The following is a 17,260-nucleotide window of genomic DNA, read 5'->3' as shown; positions in this document are numbered from 1 at the left end:
CCGGCCGCCGCCCCGCCGATGGACACGTCACCCGTGCAGAGCCCTACCCCCATCGTCAGCGGTACGCGCGAATTCGAATTCGCCGACCGTGATTTCCGCCGCGTCTGCGACCTGATCTACCAGCGCGTGGGCATCGCCCTCGCCCCGGCCAAGCGCGACATGGTGTACGGACGCCTGTCGCGCCGCCTGCGTACGCTGGGCATGCGCAGCTTCCAGCAGTACCTGGACCACCTGGAACAGGGTGATGGTGACGAGTGGCAGGCATTCACCAATGCGCTGACCACCAACCTCACTGCGTTCTTCCGCGAGCCGCACCACTTCGACAAGCTGCGCGAAGAACTGCAGCAGCGCGCCAGCCGTGCGCCGCTGCTGCTGTGGTCCTGCGCCGCCTCCACCGGCGAAGAACCCTACTCGATGGCGATTACCGCCTGCGAGGCCTTCGGTACCCTGAAGCCACCGGTACGCATCATCGCCACCGACGTCGATACCCAGGTGCTGGCCACCGCCGGCCGTGGCGTCTACAACATCGATCGCGTCACCAGCCTCGATCCGGACCTGCGCCGCCGCTACTTCCAGCGCGGCAGCGGCCCCAACGAGGGCCAGTGCCGCGTGCTGCCAGCGCTGCGCGAGCTGATCGAGTTCCGCCCATTGAATCTGCTCGCCCCGCGCTACGACGTCGGCGGCCCGTTCGATGCGCTGTTCTGCCGCAACGTGATGATCTACTTCGACAAGCCGACCCAGCGCGCGATCCTGGGCCGGCTGGTGCAGCACCTGTCCGACGATGGCCTGCTCTACACCGGCCACTCGGAGAACTACCTGCACGCCGCCGACCTGATCCAGCCCTGCGGACGCACCCTGTACCGCCGTGCGGCAAAGGCAGGCGCATGAACGCATCGCTGCGTACCGACGATGTGATGCGTTACCAGGACGCGCGCTTCAAGACCATTGCAGCCAAGCTGCTGCCGACCCAGTATCTGGTGGTCGACGACACCACCGCGCTGACCACTACGCTCGGCTCCTGCGTGGCGGCCTGCCTGCGCGACCCGGTGCTGAAGATCGGCGGCATGAACCACTTCCTGCTGCCCGAAGGCAACGCCGGCGACGGCGCGCCCGCGCGCTACGGCAGTTACGCGATGGAACTGCTGATCAACGACATGCTAAAGCGCGGCGCGCACCGCAAGCGCATCGAGGCCAAGGTGTTCGGCGGCGCCAACGTGCTCAAGGGTTTCACCAGCAATCCGGTCGGCACCCGCAACGCCGAGTTCGTGCGCCAGTACCTGCAGGCCGAGCACATTCCGATCATCGCCGAGGACCTGTGCGGCATCCATCCGCGCAAGATCTGGTTCTTCGCCGATACCGGCCGCGTGGTGGTGCAGCGCCTGCCACACGCACACGAAGCCGAAGTAGCCGCCACTGAATCGGCAGTGCGTGCACGCCTGTCCAAGGCCCCGGTCACCGGCGGCGTGGAGCTGTTCGAATGACGCTCACCGGCAACGCCCCCTGCCGGGTCCTGATCGTCGACGACTCCGCCGTGGTGCGCCAAATGCTCACCGAGATACTGTCCAGCGATCCATCCATCGACGTGGTCGGCACCGCCGCCGACCCGCTGCTGGCACGCGAGAAGATCAAGCGCCTGGCCCCGGACGTGATCACCCTGGACGTGGAAATGCCGCGCATGGACGGCCTGGCGTTCCTGGAGAACCTGATGCGCCTGCACCCGCTGCCGGTGGTGATGATCTCCTCGCTGACCGAACGTGGCGCCGACACCACCCTGCAGGCGCTGGCGCTGGGCGCGGTGGACTTCGTCTCCAAGCCGAAACTGGACGTGGCACGCGGCCTGCAGGCCTACGCCGACGAGATCATCGCCAAAGTGAAGATGGCGGCGCGCTCGCGGGTGCGCCCGCTGGTGCGCGCTGCCGCACCGAAGCTCCTGCTGGAAGCCGCGCCTGCGATGCGCCCCGCCGCGCCGCAGTTCCGTACCACCGACCGCCTGATCGCGATCGGCTCGTCAGCCGGTGGCACCGAAGCCCTGCGCGTGGTGTTGGAAGGAATGCCCGCCGATGGCCCGGCCGTGGTGATGACCCAGCACCTGCCGGCCAGCTTCAGCAGCGCCTTCGCCGAACGCCTGGACCGCCACTCGGACATGGCCGTGCGCGAGGCCAGCGACGGCGAAGCGGTGCTGCCCGGCCACGCTTACCTGCCACCGGGCGGCAAGCACCTGCGCATCATCCGCGACGGTGCGCGCTGGCGCTGCCGCGTGGACGACGGCCCGGCAGTGAACCGGCACAAGCCGGCGGTGGACGTGCTGTTCCGTTCGGTCGCGCAGAGTGCGGGTGGCAATGCCATCGGTGCCATCCTCACCGGCATGGGTGACGACGGCGCACGCGGCCTGCTGGAAATGCGCCAGGCCGGCGCCCCGACGCTGGTGCAGGACGAAGCCAGCAGTGTGGTCTGGGGCATGCCCGGTGCCGCGTTCAAGCTCGGCGCTGCCGAGGAACAGGTGCCGCTGGAGCGGATTGCCGAGCGGTTGCTGGTCCTGGCGCGAGGTTGATTGCCACTACAATTTCCCAACAAGTTGATCGAGTGAAAAGCGAGGAACGCATGGCCCATCTAACTGATATGGAAGAGCTTCTATCACTGATAGATTCAAAGACAATCCGAGAATACATGCGAGAGGCCATGAATTGCTACATGGCATCAGCGTATCGCGGGTGCATTGTCCTAAGCTACATCGCGCTGTTTGACGACATTTTGGCGAAGCTTGAGCAGCTGGGAAAGATCAATGGCGCCGCCAAGGAAATCTTCGATAAAGCTTCAAAGAAGAAGGACGATCAAGACGTCTTTGAGAGCTTCCTCATTGACCAGCTTGCATCTAAGTCGCTAATAACGCATTTGGATGCAGCATTTCTTACAACACTGCGCACACTGAGAAACAAGTCAGCTCACCCTTCAGGACATCAGCCATCTCCGGAAGAGGCCAGATTCATATTTTTTGAAACAATAAGCAGATTTCTCGGCAGGCCAATCCTATCTACCACGCAACTAGTGGATGAGATACTGAATCGCTTAGATAACGAGAATTTCTTTCCGACAAGCTCGATTGTTGACATATCTACCATTGTCAACGAAGAAGTCACAAAGCTGCACGCTCAGGCGCTTCCGCAACTAATTTCAAAACTTGGTGCCCGAGTGGCGTCAACCTCAGGCAAAGCGGCAAGCAATTCCGAGTACTTCCTGATAGGACTAGCCAGATCGGGCGGGAAAGACGTCGAAAGCCAAATTGCCGAGAGAATAGTAAAAGAAAAATGTGACGACTCCAGATACTCAAGGCTAATCCTTAGCCTTGTATCCTCGAACGCGGCAGTGGTCCGCAACTTGTCGGGAGCCACTTTAAGCCGATTTAAACAACTGATTTCGGATCGCATCAGCTCCATAAAAGACGGCGAAAACGAAACCAAATTTGCTCATCCAACGTCTGTCCTTGCAGCGATTCTAAGGGACATTCCAGACGAACAAGCGATCCTCCTCTACAAGAGTGAGCTGGAAAAGCTGTTCCACAAATCGCCATACTCCGGCATTCTTCTTAATTCACTAAAGGACCGCCCGAAGACTGCTGACATCTACTATGAAATCGTCCGGGCAAAAGCCAGCTCCAGCAACTGGGATACCGCTAATGATTTTTCGTCATCCATAGAAGACTTGGACGGAAAATTCGGACCAATCCTATCCGAACAGCAATCGTTCGGAATTGTCGCATCAATTGTGAATGCCGCACAATGGAACGCCTTCTCCGCCATGGCGCTTGTCCGAACGAAATTTGCATCGATACCCGCAATCTTCAGCAAAGCGAAAGCGTTTGTTAAAAATCAACCAGCAATCGCAGAGATTGATCTCGATTCGATTCTTGACACAAAAATTGAATTTGAAAAATTCAATGAAAAGTACATCTCTGAAGAGGGCCAAGATGCCGGCACTTGAGTCGCTGCCGCGCAGCGAGCCATCAAGCCAACCCATAGATGGCCGTCCAACCATTACAGATGAGGAGATCTACTTTCCCAGAAGGGATCGCACAATCAAGCCAGTTCTAGAAACCTTATCTTTTGCAATCTCAAAAAGATTATTTACTTTCACATCAGGATCCTTGTAGTCAAATCGTTCGCGCACCCGCCACAAAGAACCCCGGCTTTCACCGGGGGTTCTTCGTTTCAACGGGTTGCCGGCCAGCGGCCGGCACTACCATGCGTCTTCCACTCACAGAAAACCCCGGCGCGAGCCGGGGGCTTTCAGTTACCGCATCAGGCAGCGACCGTCTTGGCCACGTCCTGGTATTCCTCGATCTGGTCGAAGTTCATGTAGCGGTAGATCTCCGCGCCGCTGGCGGCGATCACGCCTACATCGGCCATGTACTCTTCCTTGGTCGGGATGCGGCCCAGACGCGAGCAGATCGCGGCCAGTTCGGCCGAACCCAGGTACACGTTGGTGTTGCGGCCCAGGCGGTTCGGGAAGTTGCGGGTCGAGGTCGACATCGCGGTGGAGCCTTCGCGGATCTGCGCCTGGTTGCCCATGCACAGCGAGCAGCCCGGCATTTCCATGCGTGCGCCGGTCGCGCCGAAGGTGCCGTACACGCCTTCCTTGGTCAGCTCGGACGCATCCATCTTGGTCGGCGGGGCCACCCACAGGCGGGTCGGCAGGTCACGCTTGCCTTCCAGCAGCTTCGCAGCCGCACGGAAGTGACCGATGTTGGTCATGCACGAACCGATGAACACTTCGTCGATCTTGGCGCCAGCGACTTCGGACAGGGTCTTCACGTCGTCCGGGTCGTTCGGGCAGGCCACGATCGGCTCGTGGATATCGGCCAGGTCGATCTCGATGACGGCGGCGTATTCGGCGTCCGCATCCGGCTCCAGCAGCTCCGGGTTGGCCAGCCACGCTTCCATCTTCTCGATACGGCGCTGCAGCGAGCGCGGATCCTGGTAACCCTCGGCAATCATCCACTTCAGCAGGGTGATGTTGCTGGTCAGGTACTCGATGATCGGTTCCTTGTTCAGGCGCACCGAGCAACCGGCAGCCGAACGCTCGGCCGAAGCGTCGGACAGCTCGAACGCCTGCTCGACCTTCAGTTCCGGCAGGCCTTCGATTTCCAGGATGCGGCCGGAGAAGATGTTCTTCTTGCCAGCCTTGGCCACAGTCAGCAGGCCCGACTTGATTGCGTACAGCGGGATCGCGTTGACCAAATCACGCAGGGTCACGCCCGGCTGCATCTTGCCCTTGAAGCGCACCAGCACCGATTCCGGCATGTCCAGCGGCATCACGCCGGTGGCAGCGGCGAAGGCCACCAGGCCCGAACCGGCCGGGAACGAAATGCCCACCGGGAAACGGGTGTGCGAGTCACCACCGGTACCGACGGTATCCGGCAGCAGCATGCGGTTGAGCCAGCTGTGGATCACGCCGTCGCCCGGACGCAGCGAGACGCCGCCACGGGTGGAGATGAACTCCGGCAGGGTGTGGTGGGTCTTCACGTCCACCGGCTTCGGGTACGCAGCGGTGTGGCAGAACGACTGCATCACCAGGTCGGCCGAGAAGCCCAGGCAGGCCAGGTCCTTCAGCTCGTCGCGGGTCATCGGGCCGGTGGTGTCCTGCGAACCGACCGAGGTCATCTTCGGTTCGCAGTAGGTGCCCGGGCGCATGCCCTGGCCTTCCGGCAGGCCACAGGCGCGGCCGACCATCTTCTGCGCCAGCGAGAAGCCCTTGCCGGTGTCGACCGGCTGCACCGGCAGACGGAACAGGTCGGTCGGGGCCAGGCCCAGCGCCTCGCGCGCCTTACCGGTCAGGCCGCGACCGATGATCAGCGGAATGCGGCCACCGGCACGCACTTCGTCGAACAGCACTTCGGACTTGACCTGGAACTCGGCGATCACTTCACCGTTCTTCAGCGCCTTGCCTTCGTACGGACGCAGCTCGACCACATCGCCGTGCTCCATCTTCGACACGTCCAGCTCGATCGGCAGTGCGCCGGCATCTTCCATGGTGTTGTAGAAGATCGGAGCGATCTTCGAACCCAGGCAGACGCCACCGGCGCGCTTGTTCGGGATGAACGGAATGTCATCGCCGGTCCACCACAGCACGCTGTTGGTAGCCGACTTGCGCGAGGAACCGGTGCCGACCACGTCGCCGACGTAGGCAACCAGGTGGCCCTTGTCCTTCAGCGACAGGATCTGCTGGATCGGGCCGCGCTTGCCGTCTTCTTCCGGGGTGAACGGCGCGTCGTCGCGCTTGTTCTTCAGCATCGCCAGGGCGTGCATCGGAATGTCCGGGCGGGTGGTCGCGTCCGGTGCCGGCGACAGGTCGTCGGTGTTGGTCTCGCCCGGCACCTTGAACACGGTGACGGTCAGGCTCTGCGGCACTTCCGGGTTGCTGGTGAACCACTCGGCATCGGCCCAGCTCTGCAGTACGGCCTGGGCGTTGGCGTTGCCCGCCTTGGCCTTTTCCTGCACGTCGTGGAAGGCATCGAACACCAGCAGGGTCTTCTTCAGCGCGTCGGCAGCGATGGCGCCAACGCTGGCATCGTCCAGCAGCTGCACCAGCGGCGCGACGTTGTAACCGCCCAGCATGGTGCCCAGCAGTTCGGTGGCGCGCTCGCGGCTGATCAGCGGGTTCTGCTCGCTGCCCAGTGCGATCGCAGCCAGGTACGAGGCCTTGACCTTGGCAGCGTCATCGACGCCGGCCGGTACGCGGTGGGTCAGCAGGTCGAGCAGGAACTCGGCCTCGCCCTGCGGCGGGTTCTTCAGCAGTTCGATGACATCGGCCGTCTGCTGCGCGGTCAGCGGCAGGGGCGGGATGCCAAGCGCAGCGCGCTCGGCGACGTGGTGGCGGTAGGCTTCCAACATGACAACTCCCGGGTAATACGATTTGAGGATTGGACGGGCTCAGGCTTGCGGCACGATCAGCTTCAGGCCCTTGAAGTAGTCGCGGTAAAACGTGTCGTTCCAGGTGATCAGGCCATCGCACTGCAGCAGTGCGTGGGCGCCGACCATGAATTCATCCAGGCTGCGGCGACTGCCGCTGCGCTGGCGGTGACGGCGGTGCATCTCGCCGGCGCGCAGCGCCGACTTGGCTTCCATCGGGTTGAAGTGCACGCCCATTTCTTCCAGCGCTTCGAGCACCTCGGCACCGCCGCGCAGCGATGCGCAGACCTCGGCCAGGGTCGCGCCGCAGACCACTACGCGGCCACCCACCAGGCTCTGCCTGAGGATGGCTTCCACGGCATCGGCCTGCGGACCATTGCTGAGCAGCTCGACCAGCACCGGTGAATCAACGGCGATCATCACGGCTTATTCCTCGTCGCGCACCGAACGCACGGCGGCGTCGGAGGATTCGAAGCCATCCAGCGCGAACTTGCCGCGCGCCCGTGAAATGGCATCGTCAACACTCTTGCGCAGGATGATGCGGCTGCCATCCAGTTCGACCTTCAGCAAGGTGCCCTTGGTCAGGCCGAGGGCATCACGCACCGCCTTGGGCAGGGTGATCTGTCCGCGTTCTGCAACAGTGGCTTCCATCGGTAGGCCCTCCAGAGTATGCACAAATTATACATACTTCCCCGGGCATACTTCCACCCTGAACTGGACCGGCACTCTGCCAGCCCTTGCTTCGCAAAGGATCGGCCACACACGTGACATACGCCATACACCTTCCCCTGTAGTCTGGAACCGATGCCGCAGGCCGGACCCGGCCCGGGTGAATCCATTCAGTTTGGGGTTCATACTGGGAGCACCGGGGCCAGCAGGCCCGCGGCGACCGCAAGCAGGCCCGTCCACGCACGAGCCACTGCAAGCCATCCGCAAGAGGAGTCATCCCGCATGAGCGATTCGTTCTCCACCCGCAGCCAGCTGGACGTCGGCGGCAAGACCTACGACTACTTCAGCCTGCCCAAGCTGGGCCAGCGCTTCGACATCTCCCACCTGCCCTACTCGATGAAGATCCTGCTGGAGAACCTGCTCCGGCACGAGGATGGCGGCGTCACCGTCGGCAAGGACCACATCGAAGCCGTCGCCCGCTGGCAGCCCAGCGCCGAACCGGATACCGAAATCGCCTTCATGCCCGCGCGCGTGGTCCTGCAGGACTTCACCGGCGTGCCCTGCGTGGTCGACCTGGCCGCGATGCGCGATGCGGTGGTCAAGCTCGGCGGCCGCCCCGAACAGATCAATCCGCTGATTCCCTCCGAACTGGTCATCGACCACTCGGTGCAGGTGGATGTGTTCGGCAAGCCCGACGCACTGGACCTCAACGGCAAGATTGAATTCCAGCGCAACCAGGAACGCTACGGCTTCCTGCGCTGGGGCCAGAAGGCCTTCGACAACTTCAAGGTGGTGCCGCCCAACACCGGCATCGTCCACCAGGTGAACCTGGAAAACCTGGCCCGCGTGGTGATGACCGCGGACAAGGACGGCAAGGCCGTTGCGTATCCGGATACCGTGTTCGGCACCGACAGCCACACCACGATGATCAACGGCATCGGCGTGCTCGGCTGGGGCGTGGGCGGCATCGAAGCCGAGGCGGCCATGCTCGGCCAGCCTTCGTCGATGCTGATTCCGCAGGTGGTCGGCTTCAAGCTGACCGGCAAGCTGCCCGAAGGCGCCACCGCCACCGACCTGGTGCTGACCGTCACCCAGATGCTGCGCAAGCTCGGCGTGGTCGGCAAGTTCGTGGAGTTCTACGGCGACGGCCTGCAGCATCTGCCACTGGCCGACCGCGCGACCATCGGCAACATGGCCCCCGAATACGGCGCCACCTGCGGCATCTTCCCGATCGATAACGAATCGCTGACCTACCTGCGCCTGTCCGGCCGCAGCGAAGAGCAGATCGCCCTGGTCGAAGCCTATGCCAAGGCGCAGGGCCTGTGGCACGACGCCAACAGCCCGCATGCGCAGTACAGCACCACACTGGAACTGGACATGGGCACGGTGAAGCCCTCGCTGGCCGGCCCCAAGCGCCCGCAGGACCGCGTGCTGCTGGAAGACGTGCAGAAGAACTACCGCGACGCGCTGGTCGGCATGACCGCCAACCGCGACAAGCGCAGCGAGGATGTCTCCACCTTCGTCAATGAAGGCGGCGGCGCCGCAGTGGGCAACGAGCAGCTGGCCAAGGGCTACGCCGACATCGAGATGGACGGCCGGAAGGTACGGCTGAAGGACGGCGCGGTGGTCATCGCCGCCATCACCTCGTGCACCAACACGTCCAACCCGGCGGTGATGATCGGTGCCGGCCTGCTGGCCCGCAACGCGGCCGCCAAGGGGCTGGACCGCAAGCCGTGGGTCAAGACCTCGCTCGGCCCAGGCTCGCGCGTGGTCACCGACTATCTTGAAAAGGCCGGCGTTCTCACCGAGCTGGAGAAGATCGGCTTCTACGTGGTGGGCTATGGCTGCACCACCTGCATCGGCAACTCCGGCCCGCTGCCGACCGAAGTCAGCGCCGGCATCGCCAGTGGCGACCTGGTGGTGACCTCGGTGCTGTCGGGCAACCGCAACTTCGAGGGCCGCGTGCACCCCGAAGTGAAGATGAACTACCTGGCCAGCCCGCCGCTGGTGGTGGCCTACGCCATCGCCGGCACCACCGACATCGACCTGACCACCGAACCGCTGGGCACCGGTAGCGATGGCCAGCCGGTGTACCTGCGCGACATCTGGCCGAGCAACAAGGAGATCGGCGACGTCATCGCCGCCACCGTCGGCCCGGAAATGTTCAAGCAGAACTACGCCGACGTGTTCAAGGGCGATACCCGCTGGAACACCATCGCCTCGCCGGACGGTGACCTGTACGAATGGAGCGATGCATCCACTTACATCAAGAACCCGCCGTACTTCGATGGCATGACCATGCAGGTCGGCAGCATCGATGATGTCCACGGCGCACGGGTGATGGGCCTGTTCGGCGATTCGATCACCACCGACCACATCTCCCCGGCCGGCAACATCAAGAAGGATTCGCCGGCAGGTCGCTTCCTGCAGGAGCGCGGCGTGCAGCCGGCCGACTTCAACAGCTACGGCAGCCGCCGCGGCAACGATGACGTGATGGTCCGCGGCACCTTCGCCAACATCCGCATCAAGAACCTGATGTTCGGTGGCGAAGAAGGTGGCAACACCCTGTACTACCCGGGTAACGGCGGCCAGCCGGAAAAGCTGGCGATCTACGATGCGGCAATGAAGTACAAGGCCGACAAGGTGCCGCTGGTGGTGCTGGCCGGCAAGGAATACGGCACCGGCTCGTCGCGTGACTGGGCCGCCAAGGGCACCCTGCTGCTGGGGGTGAAGGCGGTCATCGCCGAGAGCTTCGAACGCATCCACCGCTCCAACCTGGTCGGCATGGGCGTGCTGCCGCTGCAGTTCCGCAACGGCGAAAACGCACAGTCGCTGGGCCTGGATGGCTCGGAAGTGATCGATGTCACCGGCCTGCAGGATGGCGCCAGCAAGCGCGCCACGGTCACCGCGACCAAGGCCGATGGCACGAAGAAGACCTTCGAAGTCTCGGTGATGCTGCTGACACCGAAGGAAGTGGAGTACTTCCGCCACGGTGGCCTGCTGCAGTACGTGCTGCGCCAGCTGGCAGGTCGCTGAACCCTTCCGTGGACCCAATGAGCGGAAGCCCGGCCCCCGCGCCAGCGCGGGGGCGCTGCGGAGGCGCGCGAACCCGTGGTTCGCAAGCGCGCCTCCTCGCCCACCACGGTGGCCTGCTGCAGTACGTGCTGCGCCAGCTGGCAGGTCGCTGAACCCTTCCGTGGACCCAATGGGCGGAAGCCCGGCCCCGCGCCAGCGCGGGGCGCTGCGGAGGCGCGCGAACCCGTGGTTCGCAAGCGCGCCTCCTCGCCCACCACGGTGGCCTGCTGCAGTACGTGCTGCGCCAGCTGGCTGCACGTTGATCGAACGTACTGCGCAGGTAGAGCCAGGCCGCGCCCCATGAAAGGTGGGCGCCATCGTGGCAAGCGCATCGCCATGCGCGCGGAATCGGCCGCCCGGCAGTGGGCTTGATTCATGCCTGGCTGCAACACAGCGAAGGGCCGGACCCGCAGGGATCCGGCCCTCGCTTCATGGGCGGACCCCGTAGATCCGCCACGGCGCCCGGCTCTGGCCGACGTCATAGACCAGGCTGCGGAGTCCATCGGGCATGACCACCTCGCCTTCGGCCGCTCCTGTATTGACCACCGTTATCACCATCTCGAACGCCGGATGTGGCGACTGGGCCACGCGCGAGCAGGCAACGCCCCGCTCTTCGTAGTGCACCACCGGCGTAAAGCCGCCATCGCTGCAGGCCACCGCAATGAACCGGTAGCCCCGATCCTCGTCACTGCCGGGCATCAGCGCGTGTGCAGCATAGGACACGCGACCCTGGCCGCCAGCATAGGCAGGTACCTGGACACGGAAGTGGCCGATATCTCCGATCGCCAGCACCGGAAAATCCAGCTGGCGCATCGGCGGCGGCAGGGGTTCGGCGCCCGCCGAACCGGAGGCGATCAACAACAGACCACAGACACAGTGTTTCATCGGATTCTCCTGATTGCAGAGCCCCCTATGCTCGATCACCAGGGCCTGCGAGGTATCTAGGAATTCAATGAAACGAAGCCGATGAAATCCAATGTCATCACCGCCGCGGCGCGTCCGGGTCGGTACGCAGCGCCTTCAGCAGGCCCCACATGTAGAACGCCAGGATGAACGAGAACGGCAGGCCGCACAGCACCACCGCCGTCTGCATCGCGCTGAAGTTGCCGGCCAGCAACAGGCCGACACTGGCCACGGTGATGCCCGCCGCCCAGAACACGCGCAGCCAGATCGGCGCGTCATGCCCATCCTCCACGCCATCATCGACACGCCGGGTACACAGGTTGGCGATCATCAGCGTGCCCGAATCGACCGGGGTCAGGAACAACACGAAACCAATGACCACTGCCGCACCAGCGATGTACGGCGCTGCGGGCAAGTATTCCAGCAGCTTGAACAGGGTCATCGCCGCATCGTGCTGAGCCACTTGGCCCAGCACCGCCTGGCCGTGGTTCAGCACCAGGTCGATGGCGGTGTTGCCGAAGATCGACAGCCAGGCCAGGGTGAAACCCAACGGGATCAGCAGCACGCCCATGATCACTTCGCGGATGGTGCGGCCGCGCGAGATGCGCGCCACGAACAGGCCCACGAACGGCGCCCAGGCAATCCACCACGCCCAGTAGAACAACGTCCACGAGCCCATCCACTCACGCCCCTTCGGGTCGTTGAGGTACATGTCGAAGCTCTTGCGCACGAACGCGCCCAGGTAGTCGCCGGTGTTCTGTACCAGGCCATCGAACAGGTGCAGGGTCGGCCCGGTCACCAGCACGAACAGCAGCAGCAGGCACAGCAGGCGCACGTTGAGGTTGGACAGCCAGGCGATGCCCTTCTCCACGCCGGCAACCACGCCGATGGTGGCCACGACCATCATCACCAGCACGATCGCCACCAGCACCTGCGGCGTATCCGGGATGTGGAACAGGTAGACCAGGCCGGACTGCACTACCAGCGCACCGATGCCGAGGTTGGTGACCATCGAGATCAGCGTCGCGAGGATGCCGAAGCCATCGACCATGTCGCCGATGCGGCCATGGATGCGCTCGCCGAAGATCGGGTACAGCGCCGAACGCAGGGCCAGCGGCAGGTTGCGGCGGTAGGCGAAGTAGCCCAGCGCCACGCCGACCAGCGCGTACAGCGCCCAGCCATGCAGGCCCCAGTGCAGGAAGGTCAGCACCATCGCTTCGCGGCCAGCGGCGACGGTGCCACCGGGCTGCCCGGGCGGGTTGAGGAAATGGTCGAGCGGCTCGTAGGCGCCGTAGTACAGCAGCGCGATGCCGATGCCGGCCGAGAACAGCATCGACACCCAGGCCACGTAGCCGAACGCCGGCGATTCCTCGTTATGGCCCAGGCGGATGCGCCCATACGGCGAGAACGCCAGCCACAGCACGAAGCCCAGGCAGGCCACGATCAGCAGCATGTACCACCAGCCGAACGCCGCCGAGACCTCGGCCTGTGCCCATTGCAGCCAGTGCTCGCTGGCCTCGGGGAAAAAGACGGTCAACGCACCGAGGATGCCGATGGAGACCGACGAACTGAAGAACACGAAACGGTTCAAGCGCAGGGGCGAGCGCTTGGGATGAGCCAGGGAAGACATGGGGTCGTCTCATCAGTCCAAGGGGGCACATGGGCGGGGCCGGACCGGAAACCGGGCCCATGGCGTGGGGGCGCGACCGGCATCGTAGGGTTTATTGATTGAACGTTCAATCAATAAAAAGTATGATCTTCACCAGCCCGGCATTCCGGGTCGCAATCCGTGGAGAGACAATGCCGAAGAAAGGCGTGGAACCGGTCCGCCGCGAGCAGCTGATCCGGGCCACTTTCCAGACCATCGACGAGATCGGCATGGCCGATGCCACCGTCGCTACCATCGCAAAAAAGGCCGGCCTGTCCAGCGGCATCGTCGCCCATTACTTCGGCGACAAGGACGGCCTGCTCAATGCGGCGATGCGGCAGATCCTGCGCGAGCTGAAGGCAGCCGTTGCCCGCTATCGCGACGCCGCCGCCGGCGACGCACGTTCACAGCTTCGCGCCATCGTCGATGGCAATTTCGACGACAGCCAGACCAACGGGACCGCCATGCGCGTATGGCTGACCTTCTGGGCCGCCAGCATGCATCAGCCGGAACTTGCGCGGCTGCAGCGCGCCAACGACCAGCGACTGTTCTCCAACCTCTGCCATCAGTTCAACCGCCAGCTGCCGCATGCACAGGCACGCCTGTCCGCACGCGGGCTGGCCGCGATGATCGACGGCCTGTGGCTGCGCGGCAGCCTGGTCGGCGGTGACTTCAACGCCGACAAGGCGCGCCGCATCGCCTACGGCTACATCGATTTCCAATTGCAGGCCAACGCGCCCTGAGCGCGCCACGACCCCGCCCCATCCCTTCCAGGAGCAAGCCGATGACCACCCTGCCCGTGCAACAGCTGTACATCCACGGCCGCCGCGTCGACGCCACCAGCGGCAAGACCTTCCAGACCGTCAACCCTGCCAATGGCCAGGTGCTGGCTGAAGTTCAGATCGCCAGCCAGGCCGATGTCGAACGCGCCGTTGAAAGCGCCAGCGAAGGCCAGAAGGTGTGGGCAGCGATGACCGCCATGGAGCGCTCGCGCATCCTGCGCCGTGCCGTCGAGATCCTGCGCGAGCGCAACGATGAGCTGGCCCACCTGGAAACCCTGGATACCGGCAAGGCGCTGGCCGAAACCACCACGGTGGACATCGTCACCGGTGCCGACGTGCTGGAGTACTACGCCGGCTTGGCCACCGCCATCGAAGGCATCCAGCTGCCGCTGCGCGAATCGAGCTTCTTCTATACCCGCCGCGAGCCGCTGGGCGTGGTCGCCGGCATCGGCGCCTGGAACTACCCGATCCAGATCGCCATGTGGAAGTCGGCCCCGGCCCTGGCCGCCGGCAATGCAATGGTGTTCAAGCCGTCCGAAGTGACCCCGCTGACCGCGATCAAACTCGCCGAGATCTACACCGAAGCCGGCGTGCCGGACGGCGTGTTCAACGTCGTGCAGGGCCCGGGCCGCGAGATCGGCAACTGGCTGACCGAGCACCCGGTGATCGAGAAGATCTCCTTCACCGGCGGCGTGGCCACCGGCAAGAAGGTCATGGCCAGCGCCGCGTCCTCGTCGCTGAAGGAAGTGACGATGGAACTGGGCGGCAAGTCGCCGCTGGTGATCTGTGACGACGCCGATCTGGAGCGTGCCGCCGACATCGCGGTGATGGCCAACTTCTTCAGCTCCGGCCAGGTCTGCACCAACGGTACCCGCGTGTTCGTGCCGCGCAGCATGCTGGCCGCGTTCGAAGCTGCCGTGGTGGAGCGCGTCAAGCGCATCCGCATCGGCGACCCGATGGCCGCCGAGACCAACTTCGGCCCGCTGACCAGCTTCCCGCACATGGAAAACGTGCTGCGCTTCATCGAAAGCGGCAAGAGCGAAGGCGCGCGCCTGCTGACCGGCGGCGGTCGTGCCACCGACGGTGCCCTGGCCAACGGCGCCTACGTGCTGCCGACCGTGTTCTCCGACTGCCGCGACGACATGACGATTGTCCGCGAAGAGATCTTCGGGCCGGTGATGAGCATCCTTGCCTACGACGACGAAGACGAAGTGATCCGTCGCGCCAACGACACCACCTTCGGCCTGGCCGCAGGCGTGGTCAGCAAGGACATCAGCCGCGCACATCGCATCATCCATCGCCTGGAAGCCGGCATCTGCTGGATCAACACCTGGGGCGAGTCGCCGGCGGAAATGCCGGTCGGTGGCTACAAGCAGTCCGGCGTTGGCCGCGAGAACGGTATCTCCACCCTCGGCCACTACACCCGCATCAAGTCGGTGCAGGTCGAGCTGGGCGACTACGCCAGCGTGTTCTGACCGGCGCGCCCTGAGCACCGCCCATCGTCCGGCCACCGCGCCGATCCGACATTCCGCCGGGACGCCTGCATGCAGCGCGCCCGGCCTGCAGGAGAGCAACCATGAGCACCCATAACGAGTACGACTACATCATCATCGGCGCCGGTTCGGCCGGCAACGTGCTGGCCACCCGCCTCACCGAAGATGCCGATGTCAGCGTGCTTCTGCTGGAAGCCGGTGGCCCGGACTACCGGCTCGATTTCCGTACCCAGATGCCCGCCGCACTGGCCTTCCCGTTGCAGGGCAAGCGCTACAACTGGGCGTACAAGACCGATCCCGAGCCCTTCATGAACAACCGCCGGATGGATTGCGGTCGTGGCAAGGGCCTGGGCGGTTCGTCGCTGATCAACGGCATGTGCTACATCCGCGGCAACGCGATGGACTACGACAACTGGGCCGGCATGCCGGGCCTGGAAGACTGGACCTACCTGGATTGCCTGCCGTACTTCCGCAAGGCCGAAACCCGTGACATCGGCCCGAACGACTACCACGGCGGCGACGGCCCGCTGCGCGTCACCACGCCCAAGGCCGGCAACAACGAACTGTTCGCGGCGATGGTCGAGGCCGGCGTGCAGGCCGGTTACCCGCGCACCGACGACCTCAATGGCTACCAGCAGGAAGGCTTCGGCCCGATGGACCGCACCGTCACGCCGAAGGGACGCCGCTCCAGCACCGCCCGTGGCTACCTGGATCTGGCCAAGCCGCGCCCGAACCTGACCATCGTCACCCACGCGCTGACCGACCGCATCCTGTTCTCGGGCAAGCGCGCGGTGGGCGTGCAGTGGCTGCACAACGACCAGCCGCAGCGCGCCACCGCACGCCGCGAAGTACTGCTCTGCGGCGGCGCCATCGCCTCGCCGCAGATCCTGCAGCGCTCCGGCGTCGGCCCGGCCGACCTGCTGCGCAGCCTGGACATCGACCTGGTGCACCACCTGCCCGGCGTCGGCGCCAACCTGCAGGACCATCTTGAGATGTACCTGCAGTACGAGTGCAGGAAGCCGGTCTCGCTGGCCCCGGCACTGAAGCTGTACAACCAGCCGGCGATCGGCGCCGAATGGCTGTTCCTGGGCACCGGCATCGGCGCCAGCAACCAGTTCGAAGCTGGCGGCTTCATCCGCAGCGATGCCGAATTCGACTGGCCCAACCTGCAGTATCACTTCCTGCCGGTGGCGATCAACTACAACGGCTCCAACCCGATCAAGGCGCACAGCTTCCAGATGCATGTCGGCTCGATGCGCTCGCCCAGCCGTGGCCGCATCCACGTGCGCTCGAAGGACCCGCGCGAAGATCCCAGCATCCTGTTCAACTACATGTCGCACGATCAGGACTGGCGCGAGTTCCGCTCGGCGATCCGGATCACCCGCGAGATCTTCGCGCAGCCGGCGCTGGCACCGTACAGCGGCCGCGAGATCTCGCCGGGCAGCGCGCTGCAGACCGACGCGCAGATCGATGCGTTCGTGCGCGAGCATGCCGAGACTGCCTACCACCCGTCATGCTCGAACAAGATGGGCCACGCCGATGATCCGATGGCGGTGGTCGACGGCCAGGGCCGCGTGCATGGCCTGGAAGCCCTGCGCATCGTCGATGCCTCGATCATGCCGCAGGTGGTCACCGGCAACCTCAACGCACCGACCATCATGATCGCCGAGAAGCTGGCCGATGTGATCCGTGGCCGCGCGCCGCTGCCGCGCAGCACGGCTGCGTACTACAAGGCCAACGGCGCGCCGGTGCGCAACAAGGGCTGAGCCTCCGGCCATCGGAATC

General features: G+C 64.4%; 13 protein-coding genes. 8 read left to right on the top strand and 5 right to left on the bottom strand.

Annotated features, from left to right (window positions below):
• The first annotated feature begins 18 nt into the window (after positions 1–18).
• From D0Y85_RS09900 to D0Y85_RS09885, 4 genes are read left to right on the top strand one after another with little or no spacing between them, the layout of a single operon-like run.
• Complete coding sequence (locus D0Y85_RS09900) at positions 19–888, top strand: CheR family methyltransferase (RefSeq protein ID WP_117310337.1); 870 nt, start codon at positions 19–21, stop codon at positions 886–888.
• Positions 885–1,481 (top strand): chemoreceptor glutamine deamidase CheD, encoded by a 597-nt coding sequence (gene cheD / locus D0Y85_RS09895; protein ID WP_008264676.1) that lies wholly within the window; start codon positions 885–887, stop codon positions 1,479–1,481. Before D0Y85_RS09900 ends, cheD begins: the two co-directional genes overlap by 4 nt.
• Entirely contained in the window at positions 1,478–2,551 is a 1,074-nt protein-coding gene (locus D0Y85_RS09890; protein WP_117310336.1) for a chemotaxis response regulator protein-glutamate methylesterase, read from the top strand. Before cheD ends, D0Y85_RS09890 begins: the two co-directional genes overlap by 4 nt.
• 32 nt (positions 2,552–2,583) lie before the next feature.
• On the top strand, positions 2,584–3,978 hold the full coding sequence (locus D0Y85_RS09885) for a hypothetical protein (RefSeq protein ID WP_162887646.1): 1,395 nt from the start codon (positions 2,584–2,586) through the stop codon (positions 3,976–3,978).
• 317 nt (positions 3,979–4,295) lie between these two features.
• Here the strand turns inward: D0Y85_RS09885 and acnB are convergent, their stop codons facing one another.
• The 3 genes from acnB to D0Y85_RS09870 are packed head-to-tail and all read right to left on the bottom strand — an operon-like array spanning position 4,296 to position 7,556.
• Positions 4,296–6,887: a bifunctional aconitate hydratase 2/2-methylisocitrate dehydratase gene (gene acnB, locus D0Y85_RS09880; RefSeq protein ID WP_117310334.1), complete on the bottom strand. Its 2,592-nt coding sequence runs from the start codon at positions 6,885–6,887 to the stop codon at positions 4,296–4,298.
• 39 nt (positions 6,888–6,926) lie between these two features.
• The gene (locus tag D0Y85_RS09875; protein WP_008267153.1) at positions 6,927–7,325 is read right to left on the bottom strand and encodes a type II toxin-antitoxin system VapC family toxin; all 399 of its coding nucleotides are present in this window, start codon (positions 7,323–7,325) and stop codon (positions 6,927–6,929) included.
• A gap of 6 nt (positions 7,326–7,331) precedes the next feature.
• Positions 7,332–7,556: an AbrB/MazE/SpoVT family DNA-binding domain-containing protein gene (locus tag D0Y85_RS09870; protein ID WP_006364928.1), complete on the bottom strand. Its 225-nt coding sequence runs from the start codon at positions 7,554–7,556 to the stop codon at positions 7,332–7,334.
• Between the two features lie 300 nt (positions 7,557–7,856).
• On the opposite strand from D0Y85_RS09870, the gene acnA reads away from it, so the two are divergent.
• Complete coding sequence (acnA, locus tag D0Y85_RS09865; RefSeq protein ID WP_099842411.1) at positions 7,857–10,610, top strand: aconitate hydratase AcnA; 2,754 nt, start codon at positions 7,857–7,859, stop codon at positions 10,608–10,610.
• Between the two features lie 468 nt (positions 10,611–11,078).
• On the opposite strand, the gene D0Y85_RS09860 is transcribed toward acnA, so the two are convergent.
• Entirely contained in the window at positions 11,079–11,534 is a 456-nt protein-coding gene (locus tag D0Y85_RS09860) for a hypothetical protein (RefSeq protein WP_162887645.1), read from the bottom strand.
• Positions 11,535–11,631: 97 nt separating this feature from the next.
• Positions 11,632–13,182: a BCCT family transporter gene (locus tag D0Y85_RS09855; RefSeq protein ID WP_025878952.1), complete on the bottom strand. Its 1,551-nt coding sequence runs from the start codon at positions 13,180–13,182 to the stop codon at positions 11,632–11,634.
• A gap of 170 nt (positions 13,183–13,352) precedes the next feature.
• Between D0Y85_RS09855 and betI the strand changes: the two genes are divergently transcribed.
• From betI to betA, 3 genes are all read left to right on the top strand, one after another.
• Complete coding sequence (gene betI, locus D0Y85_RS09850) at positions 13,353–13,943, top strand: transcriptional regulator BetI (RefSeq protein WP_032975469.1); 591 nt, start codon at positions 13,353–13,355, stop codon at positions 13,941–13,943.
• A 41-nt stretch (positions 13,944–13,984) separates the two neighbouring features.
• A complete protein-coding gene (gene betB, locus D0Y85_RS09845; protein WP_117310332.1) occupies positions 13,985–15,457 on the top strand; it encodes a betaine-aldehyde dehydrogenase in 1,473 nt (490 codons plus the stop codon).
• Positions 15,458–15,558: 101 nt separating this feature from the next.
• Positions 15,559–17,241: a choline dehydrogenase gene (betA, locus tag D0Y85_RS09840; protein ID WP_117310331.1), complete on the top strand. Its 1,683-nt coding sequence runs from the start codon at positions 15,559–15,561 to the stop codon at positions 17,239–17,241.
• Positions 17,242–17,260: the final 19 nt, after the last annotated feature.

The organism is Stenotrophomonas sp. G4, assembly GCF_003428825.1.
Classification (GTDB): Bacteria; Pseudomonadota; Gammaproteobacteria; order Xanthomonadales; family Xanthomonadaceae; genus Stenotrophomonas; species Stenotrophomonas indicatrix.
This window is presented reverse-complemented; position numbering and strand designations above follow the sequence as displayed.

Bases quoted from the DNA above. Each gene is read 5' to 3' on its own strand.
- D0Y85_RS09870 (WP_006364928.1), bottom strand. From the start codon at position 7,556: ATGGAAGCCACTGTTGCAGAACGCGGACAGATCACCCTGCCCAAGGCG.
- betI (WP_032975469.1), top strand. From the start codon at position 13,353: ATGCCGAAGAAAGGCGTGGAACCGGTCCGCCGCGAGCAGCTGATCCGG.
- D0Y85_RS09860 (WP_162887645.1), bottom strand. From the start codon at position 11,534: ATGAAACACTGTGTCTGTGGTCTGTTGTTGATCGCCTCCGGTTCGGCG.
- D0Y85_RS09875 (WP_008267153.1), bottom strand. From the start codon at position 7,325: ATGATCGCCGTTGATTCACCGGTGCTGGTCGAGCTGCTCAGCAATGGT.
- D0Y85_RS09855 (WP_025878952.1), bottom strand. From the start codon at position 13,182: ATGTCTTCCCTGGCTCATCCCAAGCGCTCGCCCCTGCGCTTGAACCGT.
- D0Y85_RS09900 (WP_117310337.1), top strand. From the start codon at position 19: ATGGACACGTCACCCGTGCAGAGCCCTACCCCCATCGTCAGCGGTACG.
- acnA (WP_099842411.1), top strand. From the start codon at position 7,857: ATGAGCGATTCGTTCTCCACCCGCAGCCAGCTGGACGTCGGCGGCAAG.
- betB (WP_117310332.1), top strand. From the start codon at position 13,985: ATGACCACCCTGCCCGTGCAACAGCTGTACATCCACGGCCGCCGCGTC.
- acnB (WP_117310334.1), bottom strand. From the start codon at position 6,887: ATGTTGGAAGCCTACCGCCACCACGTCGCCGAGCGCGCTGCGCTTGGC.
- D0Y85_RS09890 (WP_117310336.1), top strand. From the start codon at position 1,478: ATGACGCTCACCGGCAACGCCCCCTGCCGGGTCCTGATCGTCGACGAC.
- betA (WP_117310331.1), top strand. From the start codon at position 15,559: ATGAGCACCCATAACGAGTACGACTACATCATCATCGGCGCCGGTTCG.
- cheD (WP_008264676.1), top strand. From the start codon at position 885: ATGAACGCATCGCTGCGTACCGACGATGTGATGCGTTACCAGGACGCG.